General features: G+C 57.4%; 13 protein-coding genes. 5 read left to right on the forward strand and 8 right to left on the reverse strand.

From position 1 onward, the window contains the following. Positions 1-15: 15 nt before the first annotated feature. The 5 genes from GKAS_RS00120 to GKAS_RS00140 form a co-directional block, all read right to left on the reverse strand. Positions 16-654 (reverse strand): NAD(P)H-binding protein, encoded by a 639-nt coding sequence (locus GKAS_RS00120; protein WP_035891061.1) that lies wholly within the window; start codon positions 652-654, stop codon positions 16-18. 125 nt (positions 655-779) lie between these two features. Further along, positions 780-3,923 (reverse strand): CusA/CzcA family heavy metal efflux RND transporter, encoded by a 3,144-nt coding sequence (locus GKAS_RS00125; RefSeq protein WP_035891062.1) that lies wholly within the window; start codon positions 3,921-3,923, stop codon positions 780-782. 10 nt (positions 3,924-3,933) lie between these two features. Then, entirely contained in the window at positions 3,934-5,169 is a 1,236-nt protein-coding gene (locus GKAS_RS00130; protein ID WP_035891063.1) for an efflux RND transporter periplasmic adaptor subunit, read from the reverse strand. After that, on the reverse strand, positions 5,169-5,513 hold the full coding sequence (locus GKAS_RS00135; protein ID WP_035891064.1) for a copper-binding protein: 345 nt from the start codon (positions 5,511-5,513) through the stop codon (positions 5,169-5,171). The genes GKAS_RS00130 and GKAS_RS00135 overlap by 1 nt, the downstream gene beginning before the upstream one ends. A 24-nt stretch (positions 5,514-5,537) precedes the next feature. Next, positions 5,538-6,923, reverse strand: coding sequence for a Cu(I)/Ag(I) efflux RND transporter outer membrane protein (locus GKAS_RS00140; RefSeq protein WP_035891065.1), 1,386 nt, complete (start codon positions 6,921-6,923; stop codon positions 5,538-5,540). A 508-nt stretch (positions 6,924-7,431) separates the two neighbouring features. Here GKAS_RS00140 and GKAS_RS00145 point away from each other — a divergent pair. From GKAS_RS00145 to GKAS_RS00155, 3 genes are all read left to right on the forward strand, one after another. Then, a complete protein-coding gene (locus GKAS_RS00145; protein ID WP_035891066.1) occupies positions 7,432-8,718 on the forward strand; it encodes an ABC transporter substrate-binding protein in 1,287 nt (428 codons plus the stop codon). Positions 8,719-8,838: 120 nt separating this feature from the next. Next, complete coding sequence (locus GKAS_RS00150) at positions 8,839-9,522, forward strand: copper/silver response regulator transcription factor (protein WP_035891067.1); 684 nt, start codon at positions 8,839-8,841, stop codon at positions 9,520-9,522. Beyond that, positions 9,512-10,957, forward strand: coding sequence for a Cu(+)/Ag(+) sensor histidine kinase (locus GKAS_RS00155; protein ID WP_035891068.1), 1,446 nt, complete (start codon positions 9,512-9,514; stop codon positions 10,955-10,957). The genes GKAS_RS00150 and GKAS_RS00155 overlap by 11 nt, the downstream gene beginning before the upstream one ends. Here the strand turns inward: GKAS_RS00155 and GKAS_RS00160 are convergent. Then, on the reverse strand, positions 10,954-11,379 hold the full coding sequence (locus tag GKAS_RS00160) for a YhbP family protein (RefSeq protein ID WP_035891070.1): 426 nt from the start codon (positions 11,377-11,379) through the stop codon (positions 10,954-10,956). The genes GKAS_RS00155 and GKAS_RS00160 overlap by 4 nt on opposite strands. 54 nt (positions 11,380-11,433) lie before the next feature. Between GKAS_RS00160 and GKAS_RS00165 the strand changes: the two genes are divergently transcribed. After that, complete coding sequence (locus tag GKAS_RS00165; RefSeq protein WP_035891072.1) at positions 11,434-11,718, forward strand: GIY-YIG nuclease family protein; 285 nt, start codon at positions 11,434-11,436, stop codon at positions 11,716-11,718. On the opposite strand, the gene GKAS_RS00170 is transcribed toward GKAS_RS00165, so the two are convergent. Continuing rightward, positions 11,705-12,208, reverse strand: coding sequence for a GNAT family N-acetyltransferase (locus GKAS_RS00170; protein ID WP_035891073.1), 504 nt, complete (start codon positions 12,206-12,208; stop codon positions 11,705-11,707). The two genes, GKAS_RS00165 and GKAS_RS00170, sit on opposite strands and share 14 nt — an antisense overlap. Further along, positions 12,202-12,726, reverse strand: coding sequence for a ubiquinone anaerobic biosynthesis accessory factor UbiT (ubiT, locus tag GKAS_RS00175; protein WP_035891075.1), 525 nt, complete (start codon positions 12,724-12,726; stop codon positions 12,202-12,204). The genes GKAS_RS00170 and ubiT overlap by 7 nt, the downstream gene beginning before the upstream one ends. A gap of 220 nt (positions 12,727-12,946) precedes the next feature. On the opposite strand from ubiT, the gene ubiU reads away from it, so the two are divergent. Beyond that, the gene (ubiU, locus tag GKAS_RS00180) at positions 12,947-13,942 is read left to right on the forward strand and encodes a ubiquinone anaerobic biosynthesis protein UbiU (protein WP_035891076.1); all 996 of its coding nucleotides are present in this window, start codon (positions 12,947-12,949) and stop codon (positions 13,940-13,942) included. Positions 13,943-13,949: the final 7 nt, after the last annotated feature.

Here is a 13,949-nt window from a genome sequence, read left to right on the forward strand (position 1 = left end):
ATCCGCCCGGCAGGCTCACTGCCGGGCTATTTCCCTGAGCTTACGCGACGATAACACCTTAACCGGCGCCGTGTCGGGGTGTCTGGCTTCTCTCAACATGGCTTTCGCCACATCATGTGATTCAATCGCCTTCCAGTTTCCCGGCAGCAGGCTAAACAACGGTGCCAGCAGGCGTTCGTTCAGGCGCGGCGTACCGCGTTGACCGAGCAGCATTGAAGGCCGCGCGATAACCAGACGCGGCCAGCCCTGGTCTATCAGCGCCGCTTCCATTTCTCCTTTCACACGATTGTAGAAAAAAGGTGAGCGGGCATTGGCCCCCATTGCGCTGACCACCAGCAACTGCTGAGCGCCTAAGCGCAGGCCGGTTCGGGCGGTTTCCAGCACCAGATCGTAGTCGACGTGGCTGAAAGCAGCTTTAGAGCCTGCGTCGCGTATCGTGGTGCCGAGGCAGCAGAAAACGGTATCGACAGGCGACGTGACCTTCGCCAGCGCAGCGCTGAGATCGGGGTCGTGCGGGTTAGCAATACCGAAGGCGTGCTCCAGCGGATGGCGGGTAGGCGCGACAATGGATTCAACCTGCGACTCCCGGCGAAGTAAGTTAAGTAAGTGCCCACCAACAAGGCCGGTGGCACCGGTAATGAGGGCGTGGTGCATGAGGGTCTCCGTATTTCCCTGGTATCGAATGGTTCACCGTTTGTCGTTTGTAGGCCTGATAAGCGCAGCGCCATCGGGCAATACGGTGCACATTGCCGGATGGCGGCGTGACCGCCTTATCCGGCCTACAAACTACGCCTGTGCCGATACAACCATATCAATTTATAGGCCGCCGGAATGATAAACAGCGACAGCAGCGGCGCGGTGATCATGCCACCAATCATCGGCGCAGCAATGCGGCTCATCACTTCGGAACCGGCCCCGGTTCCCCATAGTATGGGCAATAGCCCGGCAATAATCACGGCCACCGTCATCGCTTTTGGCCGCACGCGCAGCACCGCCCCGTGATACAGCGCTTCATCCAGCGCCTGCGGGCTAAAGGTATCGGTGTTTTGCAGTCGCGGCTCGGCTTCAATGGCGTGACGCAGATACATCAGCATCACCACGCCAAACTCGGCCGCCACCCCCGCCAGGGCGATAAACCCGGTTCCCGTCGCCACCGACATATGGAACCCCTGCCAGTAGAGAAACCAGATGCCGCCCACCAGCGCAAACGGCAGGCTCATCAGGATCAGCAGTGCTTCATCCGCCCGACGGAAGGCCAGATAGAGCAGGATGAAGATAATCATCACCGTCATCGGCACCATCAACTTGAGCTTCTTATTGGCATGCTCCAGCAGCTCAAACTGCCCGGAAAACGCCACGCTGGTGCCCGGCTTCAGCGTCACGCTGCGGCTAATCGCCGTTTGCAGGTCATGCACGACGGAGACCATATCGCGGTCGCGGGCGTCGATGTAAATCCAGCTCGCCGGGCGCGCATTCTCGGTTTTCAGCATCGTCGGGCCGGAAACCACCTTCACCTCCGCCACGTCGCCGAGGGTGATTTGCTGCTTCGCGGGCGTGAGAATCGGTAACTGGCGCAGCGCCGTCGGCCCATCGCGGAAGCCCTGCGGATAGCGAATATTAATAGGGTAGCGTGCCACGCCCTCTACCGTTTCGCCCACCGTCGCCCCACCGATAGCCGACGAGACAAACAGCTGCACATCGCCCACCGTCATGCCGTAACGCGCGGCTTTCTCCCGGTTGATATCAACGTCAATATAGCGCCCACCTTCCAGCCGTTCTGCCAGCGCGGAGACCACGCCCGGCACGGTTTTGGCCACCGTTTCAATATGCTGGGCGGCTTCATCGATATCTGCCAGCGACGTGCCGGAGACCTTAATACCAATCGGGCTCTTAATCCCGGTGGAGAGCATATCAATACGGTTACGAATCGGCGGCACCCACAGGTTCGCCAGCCCCGGCAGCCGTACGGTGGCATCCAGCTCGTCGATAATTTTGTCGAGCGTCATTCCCGGCCGCCACTGATCCTGCGGCTTGAGCTGAATAGTGGTTTCAATCATCTCCAGCGGCGCGGAGTCGGTGGCGGTTTCCGCTTTCCCCGATTTCCCGAACACCGATGCCACTTCCGGCACCGTCTTAATCAGCTTATCGGTTTGCTGGAGCAGCACCGCCGCCTGCCCCGGCGAAATCCCCGGCAGCGTCGAAGGCATGTAAAGCAGGTCGCCTTCGTTAATTTTTGGCAGAAACTCACCGCCCACTTTGCTGAGCGGCCACACGACGGTGAAAATAGACAGCAGCGCCACCAGCAAGGTGAGCTTCGGCCATTTCAGTACCTTCAGCAGCAGCGGGTGGTAAATCGCAATCAGGAAGCGGTTCAACGGATTGCGCGATTCCGCCGGGATCTTACCTTTGATCCAAAAGCCCATCAGGATAGGGATCACCACGACAGCCAGCGCCGCCGCCCCGGCCATGGCGTAGGTTTTGGTAAACGCCAGCGGGCCAAACAGCCGCCCCTCCTGCCCTTCAAGTGTGAAGATCGGGATAAACGACAGCGTGATAATCAGCAGGCTGATAAACAGCGCAGGCCCCACTTCTACCGCCGCATCGGTTATCTCTTTCCAGCGGGTGGCGTTGTCCATCTGTTCATCCGGATGCGCATCCTGCCAGTGCTCGAGCCGCTTGTGGGCGTTTTCGATCATCACGATCGCTGCGTCCACCATCGCGCCGACGGCAATCGCTATCCCGCCCAGCGACATGATGTTGGCGTTCAGCCCCTGGAAATGCATGACGATAAAAGCAATGCACAGCCCCAGCGGCAGCGAGACAATCGCCACCAGCGCCGAGCGGACGTGCCAGAGGAACAGCGCGCAGACCACCGCCACCACGATAAACTCTTCAATCAACTTGGAGCGCAGGTTGTCGATGGCCCGGTCAATCAGCTGGCTGCGGTCATAAGTGGTCACCACCTCAACCCCTTCCGGCAGGCTTTTTTGCAGCGAGGCGAGCTTCTCTTTCACCGCCGAAATCACTTCTCGGGCGTTCTTACCCGAGCGCAACAACACCACGCCGCCCGCTACTTCACCCTCACCGTTCAGTTCAGCAATACCACGGCGCATTTCCGGGCCAACCTGCACCCGCGCCACGTCCTTGAGGTAGACCGGTACGCCGTTCGCTTCGGCTTTCAGAACGATATGGTTAAAGTCCTCCAGGCTTTTGAGATAACCGGTGGCCCGCACCATATATTCCGCTTCCGCCATCTCCACCGATGAACCGCCCGCCTCCTGATTAGAGGTGGTCAGCGCCTGCTTCACGTCGCTAAGACTGATGCCGTACTGGGTGAGCTTCATCGGGTCGACCTGCACCTGATACTGCTTCACCACGCCGCCGACGGAAGCCACTTCTGCCACGTTAGGGATAGTTTTCAGCTCATATTTCAGGAACCAGTCCTGCAGCGAACGCAGTTCGGCAAGGTCATGCCTGCCGCTTTTGTCTACCAGCGCGTATTCAAAGATCCAGCCCACGCCGGTGGCGTCCGGGCCAATCTCCGAACTGACGCCCTGCGGCAGTTTGCCCTGCACCTGATTGAGGTACTCCAGCACGCGCGAGCGCGCCCAGTAGAGGTCGGTGCCATCCTCAAAAATCACGTACACGTAGGAGTCGCCAAACTGCGAGAAGCCGCGCACCGTTTTCGCGCCCGGCACCGACAGCATGGTGGTGGTGAGCGGGTAGGTCACCTGATTCTCGACAATCTGCGGCGCCTGCCCCGGGTAGCTGGTTTTGACAATCACCTGCACGTCAGAGAGATCCGGCAGCGCATCCACCGGCGTATTCACAATGGTCCAGCCGCCCCAGAGGCTCAAAAACAGCACGCCCATCATCACCAGGAAACGGTTGGCGACCGAGCGCCGGATAATCCATTCAATCATCACCGTCTCCTTAATGCCCGGCGTGGGCGTCAGCGGTATGCCGCATTCTGTCCAGCGCGCCGCTGATATTGGCTTCGGAATCGATCAGGAACAGGCCGTTCAGCACCACCGATTCCCCTTCCGACAGCCCCGCACCAATTCCGGCCTGATGCTGGGATTCATGCAGTACCTGGATTTTTTTCGGCACGAACTCACCGTTGCTCGCCACCGTAATCACCCGTTGCTCGTCGCCGGTATCAATCACCGCCTGAGACGGAATCAACAGCATCTCGTCGCTTTGCGCGTTCAGCTTCAGGTAGGCGTTCATCCCCGGCTTCAACAGCTCATCCGGATTATTGACCTGCAGGCGCACCTGCAGCGTGCGCGTGGTCTGGTCGACGCTCGGCAAAATAGACCATTTCTGGATCGGGAAGGTTTTGTCCGGGTAAGCCGGGATAGCCACCGTAAACTGCGTGGTGTCTTTGAGTAGCCAGGCGATAGACTCCGGTACGGCGGCGGTGATCCACACCGGATCCATACCCTGAATCTGCGCCACCACGCTGTCTTTGGCGATATTCATGCCGCTTTTCAGGCTAAAAGCCGTCAGCACACCATCGATAGGCGCGGTGAGGATAAAACGCGTCTGTACGCGTCGCGTGCTGCGCATCCGCTGGATATCCGCTTCCGGCATGCCCGCCAGACGCAGACGTTCCAGCACGCCATCCAGCTGGCTTGCCGTGCCGCCTGAGCTCGCCAGCAGCAGGTATTCACTCTGCGCTTCCACCCACGAAGGAATGGTCACCTCAACCAGCGGCGTGCCTTTACGCACTTTGTCGCCCACCGTCAGCGGAGAGACCTTTTCGATAAATCCTTCGGCGCGCGCCTGAACAATCACAAACTGGTACTCGTTGTAGCTGACGTTCGCGGGAAGGGTCTGGCCATAGTTGAGGCGGCCCTTGCTGACTTTCTCCGTGCGCAGCCCCAGATTGTGCACCTGAGTAGGGTCGATGCGTACGCCGCTCGATTGCGTATCCCCGCCCTCGTCGGCGTATTTCGCCACCAGGTCCATATCCATAAACGGCGATTTACCCGGCTTATCGAAACGCACGTCGGGTTTCATCGGATCGTACCAGTAGAGCACCTTACGCTCGGCAGCTTGAGATTCAACCTGGGCGCTTGGCGCAATAAAGCGGCTTATTGTGGCCGTCGCCAGCCCGCCGATAATCAGGCTACAGGCAATGACGGCGGTATATTTTAAGGTAGCCATCAGATTGACTTAATATCCTGAAGCAGCGAGAGGTTCCCCTGCTGAATGAAGGAGAAGTTCACGTGGCTGCCTGCTTTTAGCTGATTAATCGCTTCGGTGGGCTCGGTGTAGGTAAAGCGCATGGTCATTGCCGGCCAGCCAATGGCGGGAATGGCTTCGTGGGCGATAGTGATTTTTTTCGCCGTTTTATCCACCGACTGCACCACGCCGGTTCCCTGAATAACCGCCTGCTCGGCGTTCATCTCCATCATCTGTCCATGTCCGTCATGCTGCATTTCGGCGGCCTGAACGCTCAGCGTCATCGCCATCAACATTCCGCCAACCAGCATCGTTACATTACGCATATCGAGAATCTCCTGAATAAAGGGTTACGCTTTCCAGCCGCCACCCAGTGCGGTGAATAAATTAATTTCGTTAACCTGTTGGGAATAAATTAAATCGAGGATCGCCTGCTGCGTGGTGAAGATAGAGCGCTCGGCATCGAGCACTTCGATATAGCTCACCGCACCGCTGGCATATAATCCACGGGCGCGTTGCAGGGTAATTTGCAGCGAGGCTAAATAGCGCTGCTGCGCCACCAGCTGGCCTTCGATGCTTTCACGCAGCGACAGCGCATCCGCCACCGCTTTAAAAGCCGCCTGAATTTTCTGCTCGTAGTTCACCACCGCCTGACGCTGCTTCACGTTGGCGAGCGCCAGGTTGGCTTCGTTACGCCCGGCGTTGAAGATGGGTAGATCCACCTTCGGCACGAAGTTCCACATGCCGCTGGCCGCGTTGAACAGGCTGGAGAGCGATGAACTGCTGCTGGATATGCCGCTGGTTAACGTTATCGAGGGGAAGAAGGCCGCGCGGGCCACGCCGATATTGGCATCCGCCGCGCGTAGCTGGTGCTCGGCTTCCATGATATCGGGGCGCTGTAGCAGAATGGTCGACGGCAGGTTTGCCGGCAGCGGCACGGGTTTAACCGCTGCGCTATTGCGCTCACCGTCGTCGAGCGATGTGCTGTAGGTCCCCAGCAGCTGCTGCAACGTATGATTGGCCTGCGCCAGTTCACCTTCCCGCTGGGCGATATCCGCACGAGTGCTCTCAATGACCCCGCGCGCCTGCTCCAGCGCCAGTACGTTGGTGCTGCCGGTGACCAGCTGCTGTTCTACAAACGCGTAAGACTGCTGGTAGTTGCGCAGCGTCTCTTTGGCGATGGCTAACTGCGCGGCCAGCCGCCGCTGGTTGAAGTATCCCTGCGAGACGTTGGTCACCACCACAATTTGCGCCGCGCGCTGGGCGGCCTGGCTGGCGAAGAAGTTCTGCCTGTCCGCCTCGCTCATGTTTTTCAGCTTGCCGAAAAAGTCGAGTTCAAAGCTCAGATTCAACCCAGCGCTGTAGCTTTTGGCGGTGGCGTTTTTTCCCTGTAGGTCGCCTTCATAGCTGCCGCCCGTCGAGCCATCAAGCTGCGGGTAGCGCCCGGCATCGGTCACGTTGTACTGCGCACGCGCGGCTTCAACGTTCAGCACCGCCATGCGTAAATCACGGTTATTGTGCAGGGCGACGTCAATCAGACGCTTCGCCTGAGGGTCAACAAAGAAGGTTTGCCAGCCGGTCTCCTGCCACTGGCCGCCGGTTGGCACCAGCATGCCCTTCGCGAGTGAAAACTGCTGCGGCACCACATTTGCTGGCGGCTGATAGTCCGGCGCCAGCGAAGTGCATCCGGCCAGAATAAACGCCATCACCAGCGTCAGTTGCTTTACTTTAAACATGTCACGTCCTGTTCAGCCGAATCAAAAGAGGCTGGCTATGCGACTACTTTACGGAGGTGACTCTGTTTGCAACGTGACGGGTTAATGACAAAGCTGTCATTTAAGCGCAGCGACGCGTGATCGGTATGGCAAAAAATGAGCCGTCATAGCGGCGGGAAATAATAATGGGCGAATAAAACGCACATTTTCACTGCAATATTCATTGGCGATCACGTTTTAGCGGAAAAAGGCTAGCTCGCTCACAGGTTTATTCTTTTCCCAGCCACCGGATATATTTAGCGGGAAACACCAACGTTAATATTTTCATGAAGTTATATTATTAAGAATAAACAGAGAGTTATTTTCCTTGTGAACCCGACCACATAATCATCTGATATTTCAGGAATCACATTTTCAAAACATTGTTTCATCCTCGTCCCACTCCTATCATCATTTCGTTCCTTTTTTCACCAATCCTTACCTCTGTTCAGGGATGGCAAATATCTACCGTAAAAATCGGAGTCAATATATGCAATTCAAAACCAAAGCGCTGGGTTTGGCCCTGTTAATTAGCCTTTCACATAATGCCTTCAGCGAAGAACTGGATGTCTGGATCCGCGCCAGCAACGATTCAAAAGTGATTTACCAACAGCTGGCGGACCAGTTTAAAAAAGAGACCGGGATATCGATTAAATACTTCAACGCGGTAACCGATTTCGACCAGCGTCTGGCACGGGCGGCCACCGGCAACGCGCTGCCGGACGTGGTGTTTAACGATGCGATTATCGTCGGCCAGATGGTGCAGCTCGGCATCGTAGATGAAATCACGCCTGGCGAGTTAAAGGGCGGCGGCGATGTTTATGAGGCTGCGTGGAAATCCACCCAACTGCCGGACGGCAAATATTACGGCGTCCCGACCTCCGCGCATACCTACGCGCTGTTTATCCGTCAGGACTGGCTGAATAAGCTCAACCTGAAAGCGCCTACCACCTGGGAGGAGCTGAAAAACGTGGCAAAGGCATTCACCCATGACGACCCGGACGGCAACGGTAAAAACGACACCTATGGCTTTACCATGCCGTTAGCCACCACTCGTGGCTACGCCAGTTCGTTCTCGTCGTCATATCTGTGGCAAGCGGGGGCGAACTACCTGGTCCCAACCCAGCCGGGGAAATTTAAAGCGGCGCTGGACAGCAAAGAGATGGTCACCGCGATGACGTTTATGCGTGGAATGGTCTGTGAAGGGCTAGCGCAGCCGGGGGCAATTAACCACACCACCGCCGACGCCAACACCTCGTTCCGTTCGGGGCAGACCGGGATGTACTCTTCCGGCCCTTATCACATTGCGCTGTTCGATAAAGATCCTGGTAAAGAAACCTACACCGTTGTACCACCACCGGCTGGCCCCGGCGGCGCCATCTCCATGGCGGAAGGCACCACGGCATTCCTGATGAAAACCAGCCAGCATAAAGCGGCGGCAAAGCGGTTCCTCGAGTTTTTGATCTCGCCAGAGGGGCAGAAGATCGGCATGGCGACCGACAGCGCGTCGATGCCGATCGTTCGCCTGCCGATTAACAAGACGCTAAACATCAAGGATTACCACGACGATCCGCGCTGGGAAGTGTTTGCGGAAACCTACGCCAAAGAGGGGCGCTACATGCCGCAGATCCCAAACTGGATCCCGGTGCGGCAAATCACCGCCGACGGCTTTAATAAAATCTACGCCAGCTGCGATGGCGATATTCCCGCCGTACTGAAGGAGATCAACGGCAAGGTGAACGAGGAGTTGAAGCGCCAGAACGCGTGGGCAGAGTAGCCCGGACGAGGTGGGCTACGATGGCCTTAAATGACAATGCTGTCATTTAAGGCCTCGGTCGTTGCCATCAACGTTCGCTCCATTAGAATGGCTCCATCACGCAGCGGCGATGGAGGGCAGATGAAAATTCTGGTGGTGGAAGATGAGATCAAAACGGGCGAGTACCTGGCAAAGGGGCTGACGGAGGCGGGCTTTGTGGTGGACCACACCGACAACGGCCTCAACGGTTATCACCTGGCGATGACCGCCGATTACGACCTGATTGTGCTGGATATTATGCTGCCTGACGTCAACGGCTGGGATATTGTTCGCATGCTCCGTGCCGCTAACAAAGGCATGCCGATTCTGCTGCTCACCGCGCTCGGTACTATTGAACACCGCGTAAAAGGGCTAGAGCTGGGCGCTGATGATTATCTGGTGAAACCCTTCGCCTTCGCCGAGCTTCTGGCGCGCGTTCGGACGCTGCTGCGCCGCGGAGCCGCGGTGATAGTGGAAAGTCAGCTACAGGTTGCCGACCTGACCCTCGACCGCGTCTCCCGTAAAGTCACGCGCGGCGACACCCGCATCACGTTGACCAGTAAAGAGTTTACGCTGCTAGAGTTCTTTCTGCGCCATCAGGGCGAGGTGCTGCCACGTTCACTGATAGCCTCCCAGGTCTGGGATATGAATTTCGACAGCGACACCAACGCCATCGACGTTGCCATCAAGCGCCTGCGCGCCAAAATGGATAACGATTTTACGCCGAAGCTGATTCAGACAGTACGCGGCGTGGGCTACGTGCTTGAGGTTCGCGATGAAGGCTAACGCGCGCCGCCGCCCGTTCTCGCTGGCTACCCGCCTGACCTTTTTCATCAGCCTGGCGACCATTATCGCGTTTGCCGCCTTCACCGGGATGATGCTGTATTCGGTGGAAAAACACTTCGCCGAGCAGGATGTGAACGACCTGAAGCAGGTGAACGCGACGCTTAACGCGCAGCTCACCGCTCCGGATACGCCGGAAGCCGAGAAAATGGCCAACGTCCAGAGCGCGCTGGCGGGGTATCGCAATATTGTCGTGCTGCTGAGAAGCGAAGATAACCCGCAGCTTTACCGCTCGCCGGCCGGACCCGATCTGTCGCCGATCTTTGCATCTCCCCAGTTTTCGCAGGCGTTGAAATCTCAACGCATGTTCCGCTGGGTTGGCAGCAGTATGCCTGCGATGGCAGGCCATGAGGCCAGCGCTATGTCGACGACGACCTACCGGGTTATCGCGTCAACGATTCAGAGCGATAGCCATCGCTACACGCTGCTCACCGCGCTGTCGATAGACTTCCATCTGCACTATCTCAAAGAACTCAAGCGCAACCTGATGATGATCGCCGCCGTCATCAGCCTGCTTATCGTGGTGATCGTGCTGATCGCGGTACGTAAAGGCCACCAGCCGCTGCGCGACGTCAGCCTGGAGATCAAAAATATCACCTCGGAAAATCTCGACGTGCGGCTGGATCCCACGCGGGTACCGATCGAGCTGGAGCAACTGGTTATCTCGTTTAACCAGATGATCGGCCGGATCGAAGACGTGTTCCGTCGTCAGGCCAACTTCTCCGCCGATATCGCCCATGAAATTCGCACGCCAATCACCAACCTGGTGACCCAGACTGAAATCGCCTTAAGCCATCCGCGCACGGTGAAAGAGCTGGAAGACGTGCTCTACTCCAGCCTCGAAGAGTACAACCGGATGGCAAAAATGGTCAGCGACATGCTGTTTCTGGCGCAGGCGGATGAAAATCTGTTGGTGCCGGAGAGCGTACCGCTGGATCTACAAACCGAAACCATAAAGGTATTTGAGTTCTTCGAAGCCTGGGCGGAAGAGCGCGACGTGGCGCTCCGCTTTGTCGGGCAGCCGTCGCTGGTGATGGGCGATCCGCTGATGATCCGCCGGGTGATCAACAACCTGCTCTCCAACGCTATTCGCTACACTCCACGCGGAATGTCGGTGACCGTGCAGGTGAGCTCGCAGGACGATAAGGTTATCTACAGCGTGGAAAATCCGGGGACGCCGATTTCAGACGAGCATCTGCCGCGCCTGTTCGATCGCTTCTACCGGGTTGATCCTTCACGGCAGCGGAAAGGGGAAAACAGCGGGATTGGGCTGGCTATCGTGAAGTCGATTATTCGCGCCCATCACGGGAAGATTAGCGTGACGTCCGATACCGTCGCCACGCGCTTTATCATTGAATTGCCAAAACTGAAGGTTTAGTCGCGCAGCCAGTGCAGCTTCTTGCCGAAGCCGAGGGTGTTATCGGTGAACTTCAGTTCATCAAGGCGCAGTTCCCACACCGGCGCGGAGAGCATCCGGGCAACGGGAAAGCGTTTGACGTAGAGCGCGCGTTTTTCTTCGGCTTCTTCACCGCTCAGCAGGCGAATTTCCCCCTTGAACTGCACGCCGCGAATCAGCGCGACGGTCTTTGGCTGGCCGTTGATTGTGCCCGCCACCGGCGCCCGTTGGCCCGTCATCTGACCGTGGCGGGTGGTCTCTTCACTTAGTAGGTAAAACGCTACGCGCTGGGGGTCATACACGTAGAACGCGTTCGCGCACCACAGCTCGCCTTCCTTCGCCACGCACCAGCTGACAACGTGTTGTTTTGCCAGCCAGCGGCTAATGGCAGTGAGGGTTTCCATCTGTTCTCTCCGTTATGCTATGGTGCGTTCACACACATAGACAGGTTGCCGCACGTGCGTTGGTTTCTGTATCTCGTCCGTACCGAGGACGACAAATTGTATACCGGTATCACTACCGACGTTGAACGACGGTTCCACCAGCATCAAAGCGGTAAAGGGGCGAAAGCGCTGCGCGGCAAAGGCGAACTGCGCCTGGCGTTTTCCGGTGAGGTCGGCGAGCACTCGCTGGCGCTGCGCCTCGAGTATCGCATTAAGCAGCTAACGAAGCGCCAGAAAGAGCGCCTCGTTGCCGGTGACGGTTCATTCGAAACGTTACTGAGCAGCCTTAAACACGATTGAAGTGGTCAGAATACTCCACCAGCCCGTGAACGCCGTTCAGCGCATCGTCCGCCAGACGATGTACCATAAACGCGTCTTCGGTGCCCGGCCAACGGCAGCGCAGATCGTACTGTGCCGCACGCTCAAAGCCGAAACGACCGTAAAGTTCAGGTTCACCCAGCGTCACTACCGCCGCGTAGCCAAATTCATTCAGTGAATCCAGCCCTTCATAGACCAGCTGACGCGCCAGCCCCTGACCGCGGTATTCTTCGTCAACCGCCAGCGGAGCCAGGCCCACCCACTGCAGCTCTTCACCTTCAATGCTGACCGGGCTAAAGGCCACATAGCCCACGACGTGACCTTCATCGTCCGTCGCGACCAGCCCGAGCGTGATCAAGCCATCTTCACGCAGCTCGCGCACCAGATTGGCTTCACCGTCACGCTTAAAGGTTCGACGCAGCAGCGCGTCGATGCCCGGCGCATCAATTCCAATTTCTACTCGAATCAGCATGGCTCACCTACCGATGTATGTTTAGTTTCTGATGGTGATTTTAGGCCAGCCTCAACGAAATCGGCCAGCTGCATCAGCATCATGCGCAGCGCCTTTGGCATCTGCTCAAGCTCAATGGCATCCATCAGGTTTTTGACATAGAGACCCAGCTCCGTGTCCCCTTCAATCACCAGCCGGCGCTGGAAGAAGAGCGTATCCGGGTCCTGTTTGCGCGCGGCGATCATTAACAGATCGCTGGCATCCGCGCTGAAGCTCACGTCCGCCTGAGCGGCGTCGCTGACAACCAAGCGCCCGTTCTCAACGGAGGTAAACCAGGTGAGGCCGATATCACGCACCTCAATACTCAGCCAGCGGCCATCGAGAAAATCCAGTTCACCGTCATCCAGCGCCTGGCGGAACTGCCAGCTTAGTACCTGCTGAAGGACCTGCCGTTTAAGCGCGAACGGCGTGAATTTCACCGGAACGCTCATCAGAGTCGGTGCGACATGGACCAGACGTGAACGCAGTTTATCCAACACAAGCTTTACTCCCTGAATGCAATAGTTCCGTTATTTTGCCATATCAGTTAAACGACATAGCGGCGTAAATCAACAATTATGTCGTGAGGTAGAGGGATTATTGGCGTCATCAATACGCTTTTGTCTGCCTCAAATCAAAAATGATTAGCGATAGGTTAACTAAAATCTCCATTCATTAACAATAATGCGCCCCAGCCGGGCCGCAAACTCAGGAAGAATTATGGAGTTGCTCTGCCCTGCCGGAAACCTTCCGGCGCTTAAGGCGGCTATCGAAAACGGTGCCGATGCGGTGTATATCGGGCTGAAGGACGACACTAACGCCCGCCATTTCGCCGGTCTGAACTTCACCGAGAAAAAGCTGCAGGAAGCGGTGAACTTCGTACACCAGCATAAACGTAAGCTGCACATCGCGATCAATACTTTTGCGCACCCGGACGGCTACGTCCGCTGGCAGCGTGCCGTAGATATGGCCGCCCAGCTGGGTGCCGACGCCCTTATCCTCGCCGACCTCGCCATGCTTGAGTATGCCGCAGAGCGCTACCCGCATATTGAGCGTCATGTCTCCGTTCAGGCATCGGCGACCAATGAAGAGGCGATTAATTTCTACCATCGCAACTTTGACGTGGCCCGCGTAGTACTGCCGCGCGTACTTTCTATTCATCAGGTGAAACAGTTAGCCCGCGTCACGCCGGTGCCGCTGGAGGTGTTCGCCTTTGGTAGCCTGTGCATCATGGCCGAAGGCCGCTGCTACCTCTCCTCTTATCTGACCGGTGAGTCACCAAATACCGTCGGCGCCTGTTCGCCTGCGCGCTACGTTCGCTGGCAGCAAACCCCACAGGGGCTAGAGTCTCGCCTTAATGAAGTGCTGATCGACCGTTATCAGGACGGCGAAAACGCGGGCTACCCGACGCTGTGTAAAGGTCGTTATCTGGTCGACGGCGAGCGCTATCACGCGCTGGAAGAGCCAACCAGCCTTAACACGCTGGAGCTGCTGCCGGAGCTGCTGGCCGCCAATATTGCCTCGGTGAAAATCGAAGGCCGTCAGCGTAGCCCGGCGTACGTCAGCCAGGTGGCAAAAGTGTGGCGTCAGGCGATCGATCGCTGCATGGCGGACCCGCAGAACTTTGCCCCGCAGGCGGCGTGGATGGAAACGCTCGGATCGATGTCGGAAGGCACTCAGACCACACTTGGCGCATATCACCGTAAATGGCAGTAGGAACAGC

It is taken from the genome of Kluyvera ascorbata ATCC 33433 (assembly GCF_000735365.1).
GTDB classification, from domain to species: Bacteria; Pseudomonadota; Gammaproteobacteria; order Enterobacterales; family Enterobacteriaceae; genus Kluyvera; species Kluyvera ascorbata.

What these genes read in the sequence shown, in the direction of transcription:
- GKAS_RS00170 (WP_035891073.1), bottom strand. Translation starts at nt 12,208, where the DNA reads ATGCTGATTCGAGTAGAAATTGGAATTGATGCGCCGGGCATCGACGCG.
- GKAS_RS00140 (WP_035891065.1), bottom strand. Translation starts at nt 6,923, where the DNA reads ATGTTTAAAGTAAAGCAACTGACGCTGGTGATGGCGTTTATTCTGGCC.
- GKAS_RS00135 (WP_035891064.1), bottom strand. Translation starts at nt 5,513, where the DNA reads ATGCGTAATGTAACGATGCTGGTTGGCGGAATGTTGATGGCGATGACG.
- GKAS_RS00130 (WP_035891063.1), bottom strand. Translation starts at nt 5,169, where the DNA reads ATGGCTACCTTAAAATATACCGCCGTCATTGCCTGTAGCCTGATTATC.
- GKAS_RS00160 (WP_035891070.1), bottom strand. Translation starts at nt 11,379, where the DNA reads ATGGAAACCCTCACTGCCATTAGCCGCTGGCTGGCAAAACAACACGTT.
- GKAS_RS00125 (WP_035891062.1), bottom strand. Translation starts at nt 3,923, where the DNA reads ATGATTGAATGGATTATCCGGCGCTCGGTCGCCAACCGTTTCCTGGTG.
- GKAS_RS00150 (WP_035891067.1), top strand. Translation starts at nt 8,839, where the DNA reads ATGAAAATTCTGGTGGTGGAAGATGAGATCAAAACGGGCGAGTACCTG.
- GKAS_RS00120 (WP_035891061.1), bottom strand. Translation starts at nt 654, where the DNA reads ATGCACCACGCCCTCATTACCGGTGCCACCGGCCTTGTTGGTGGGCAC.
- GKAS_RS00155 (WP_035891068.1), top strand. Translation starts at nt 9,512, where the DNA reads ATGAAGGCTAACGCGCGCCGCCGCCCGTTCTCGCTGGCTACCCGCCTG.
- ubiU (WP_035891076.1), top strand. Translation starts at nt 12,947, where the DNA reads ATGGAGTTGCTCTGCCCTGCCGGAAACCTTCCGGCGCTTAAGGCGGCT.
- GKAS_RS00145 (WP_035891066.1), top strand. Translation starts at nt 7,432, where the DNA reads ATGCAATTCAAAACCAAAGCGCTGGGTTTGGCCCTGTTAATTAGCCTT.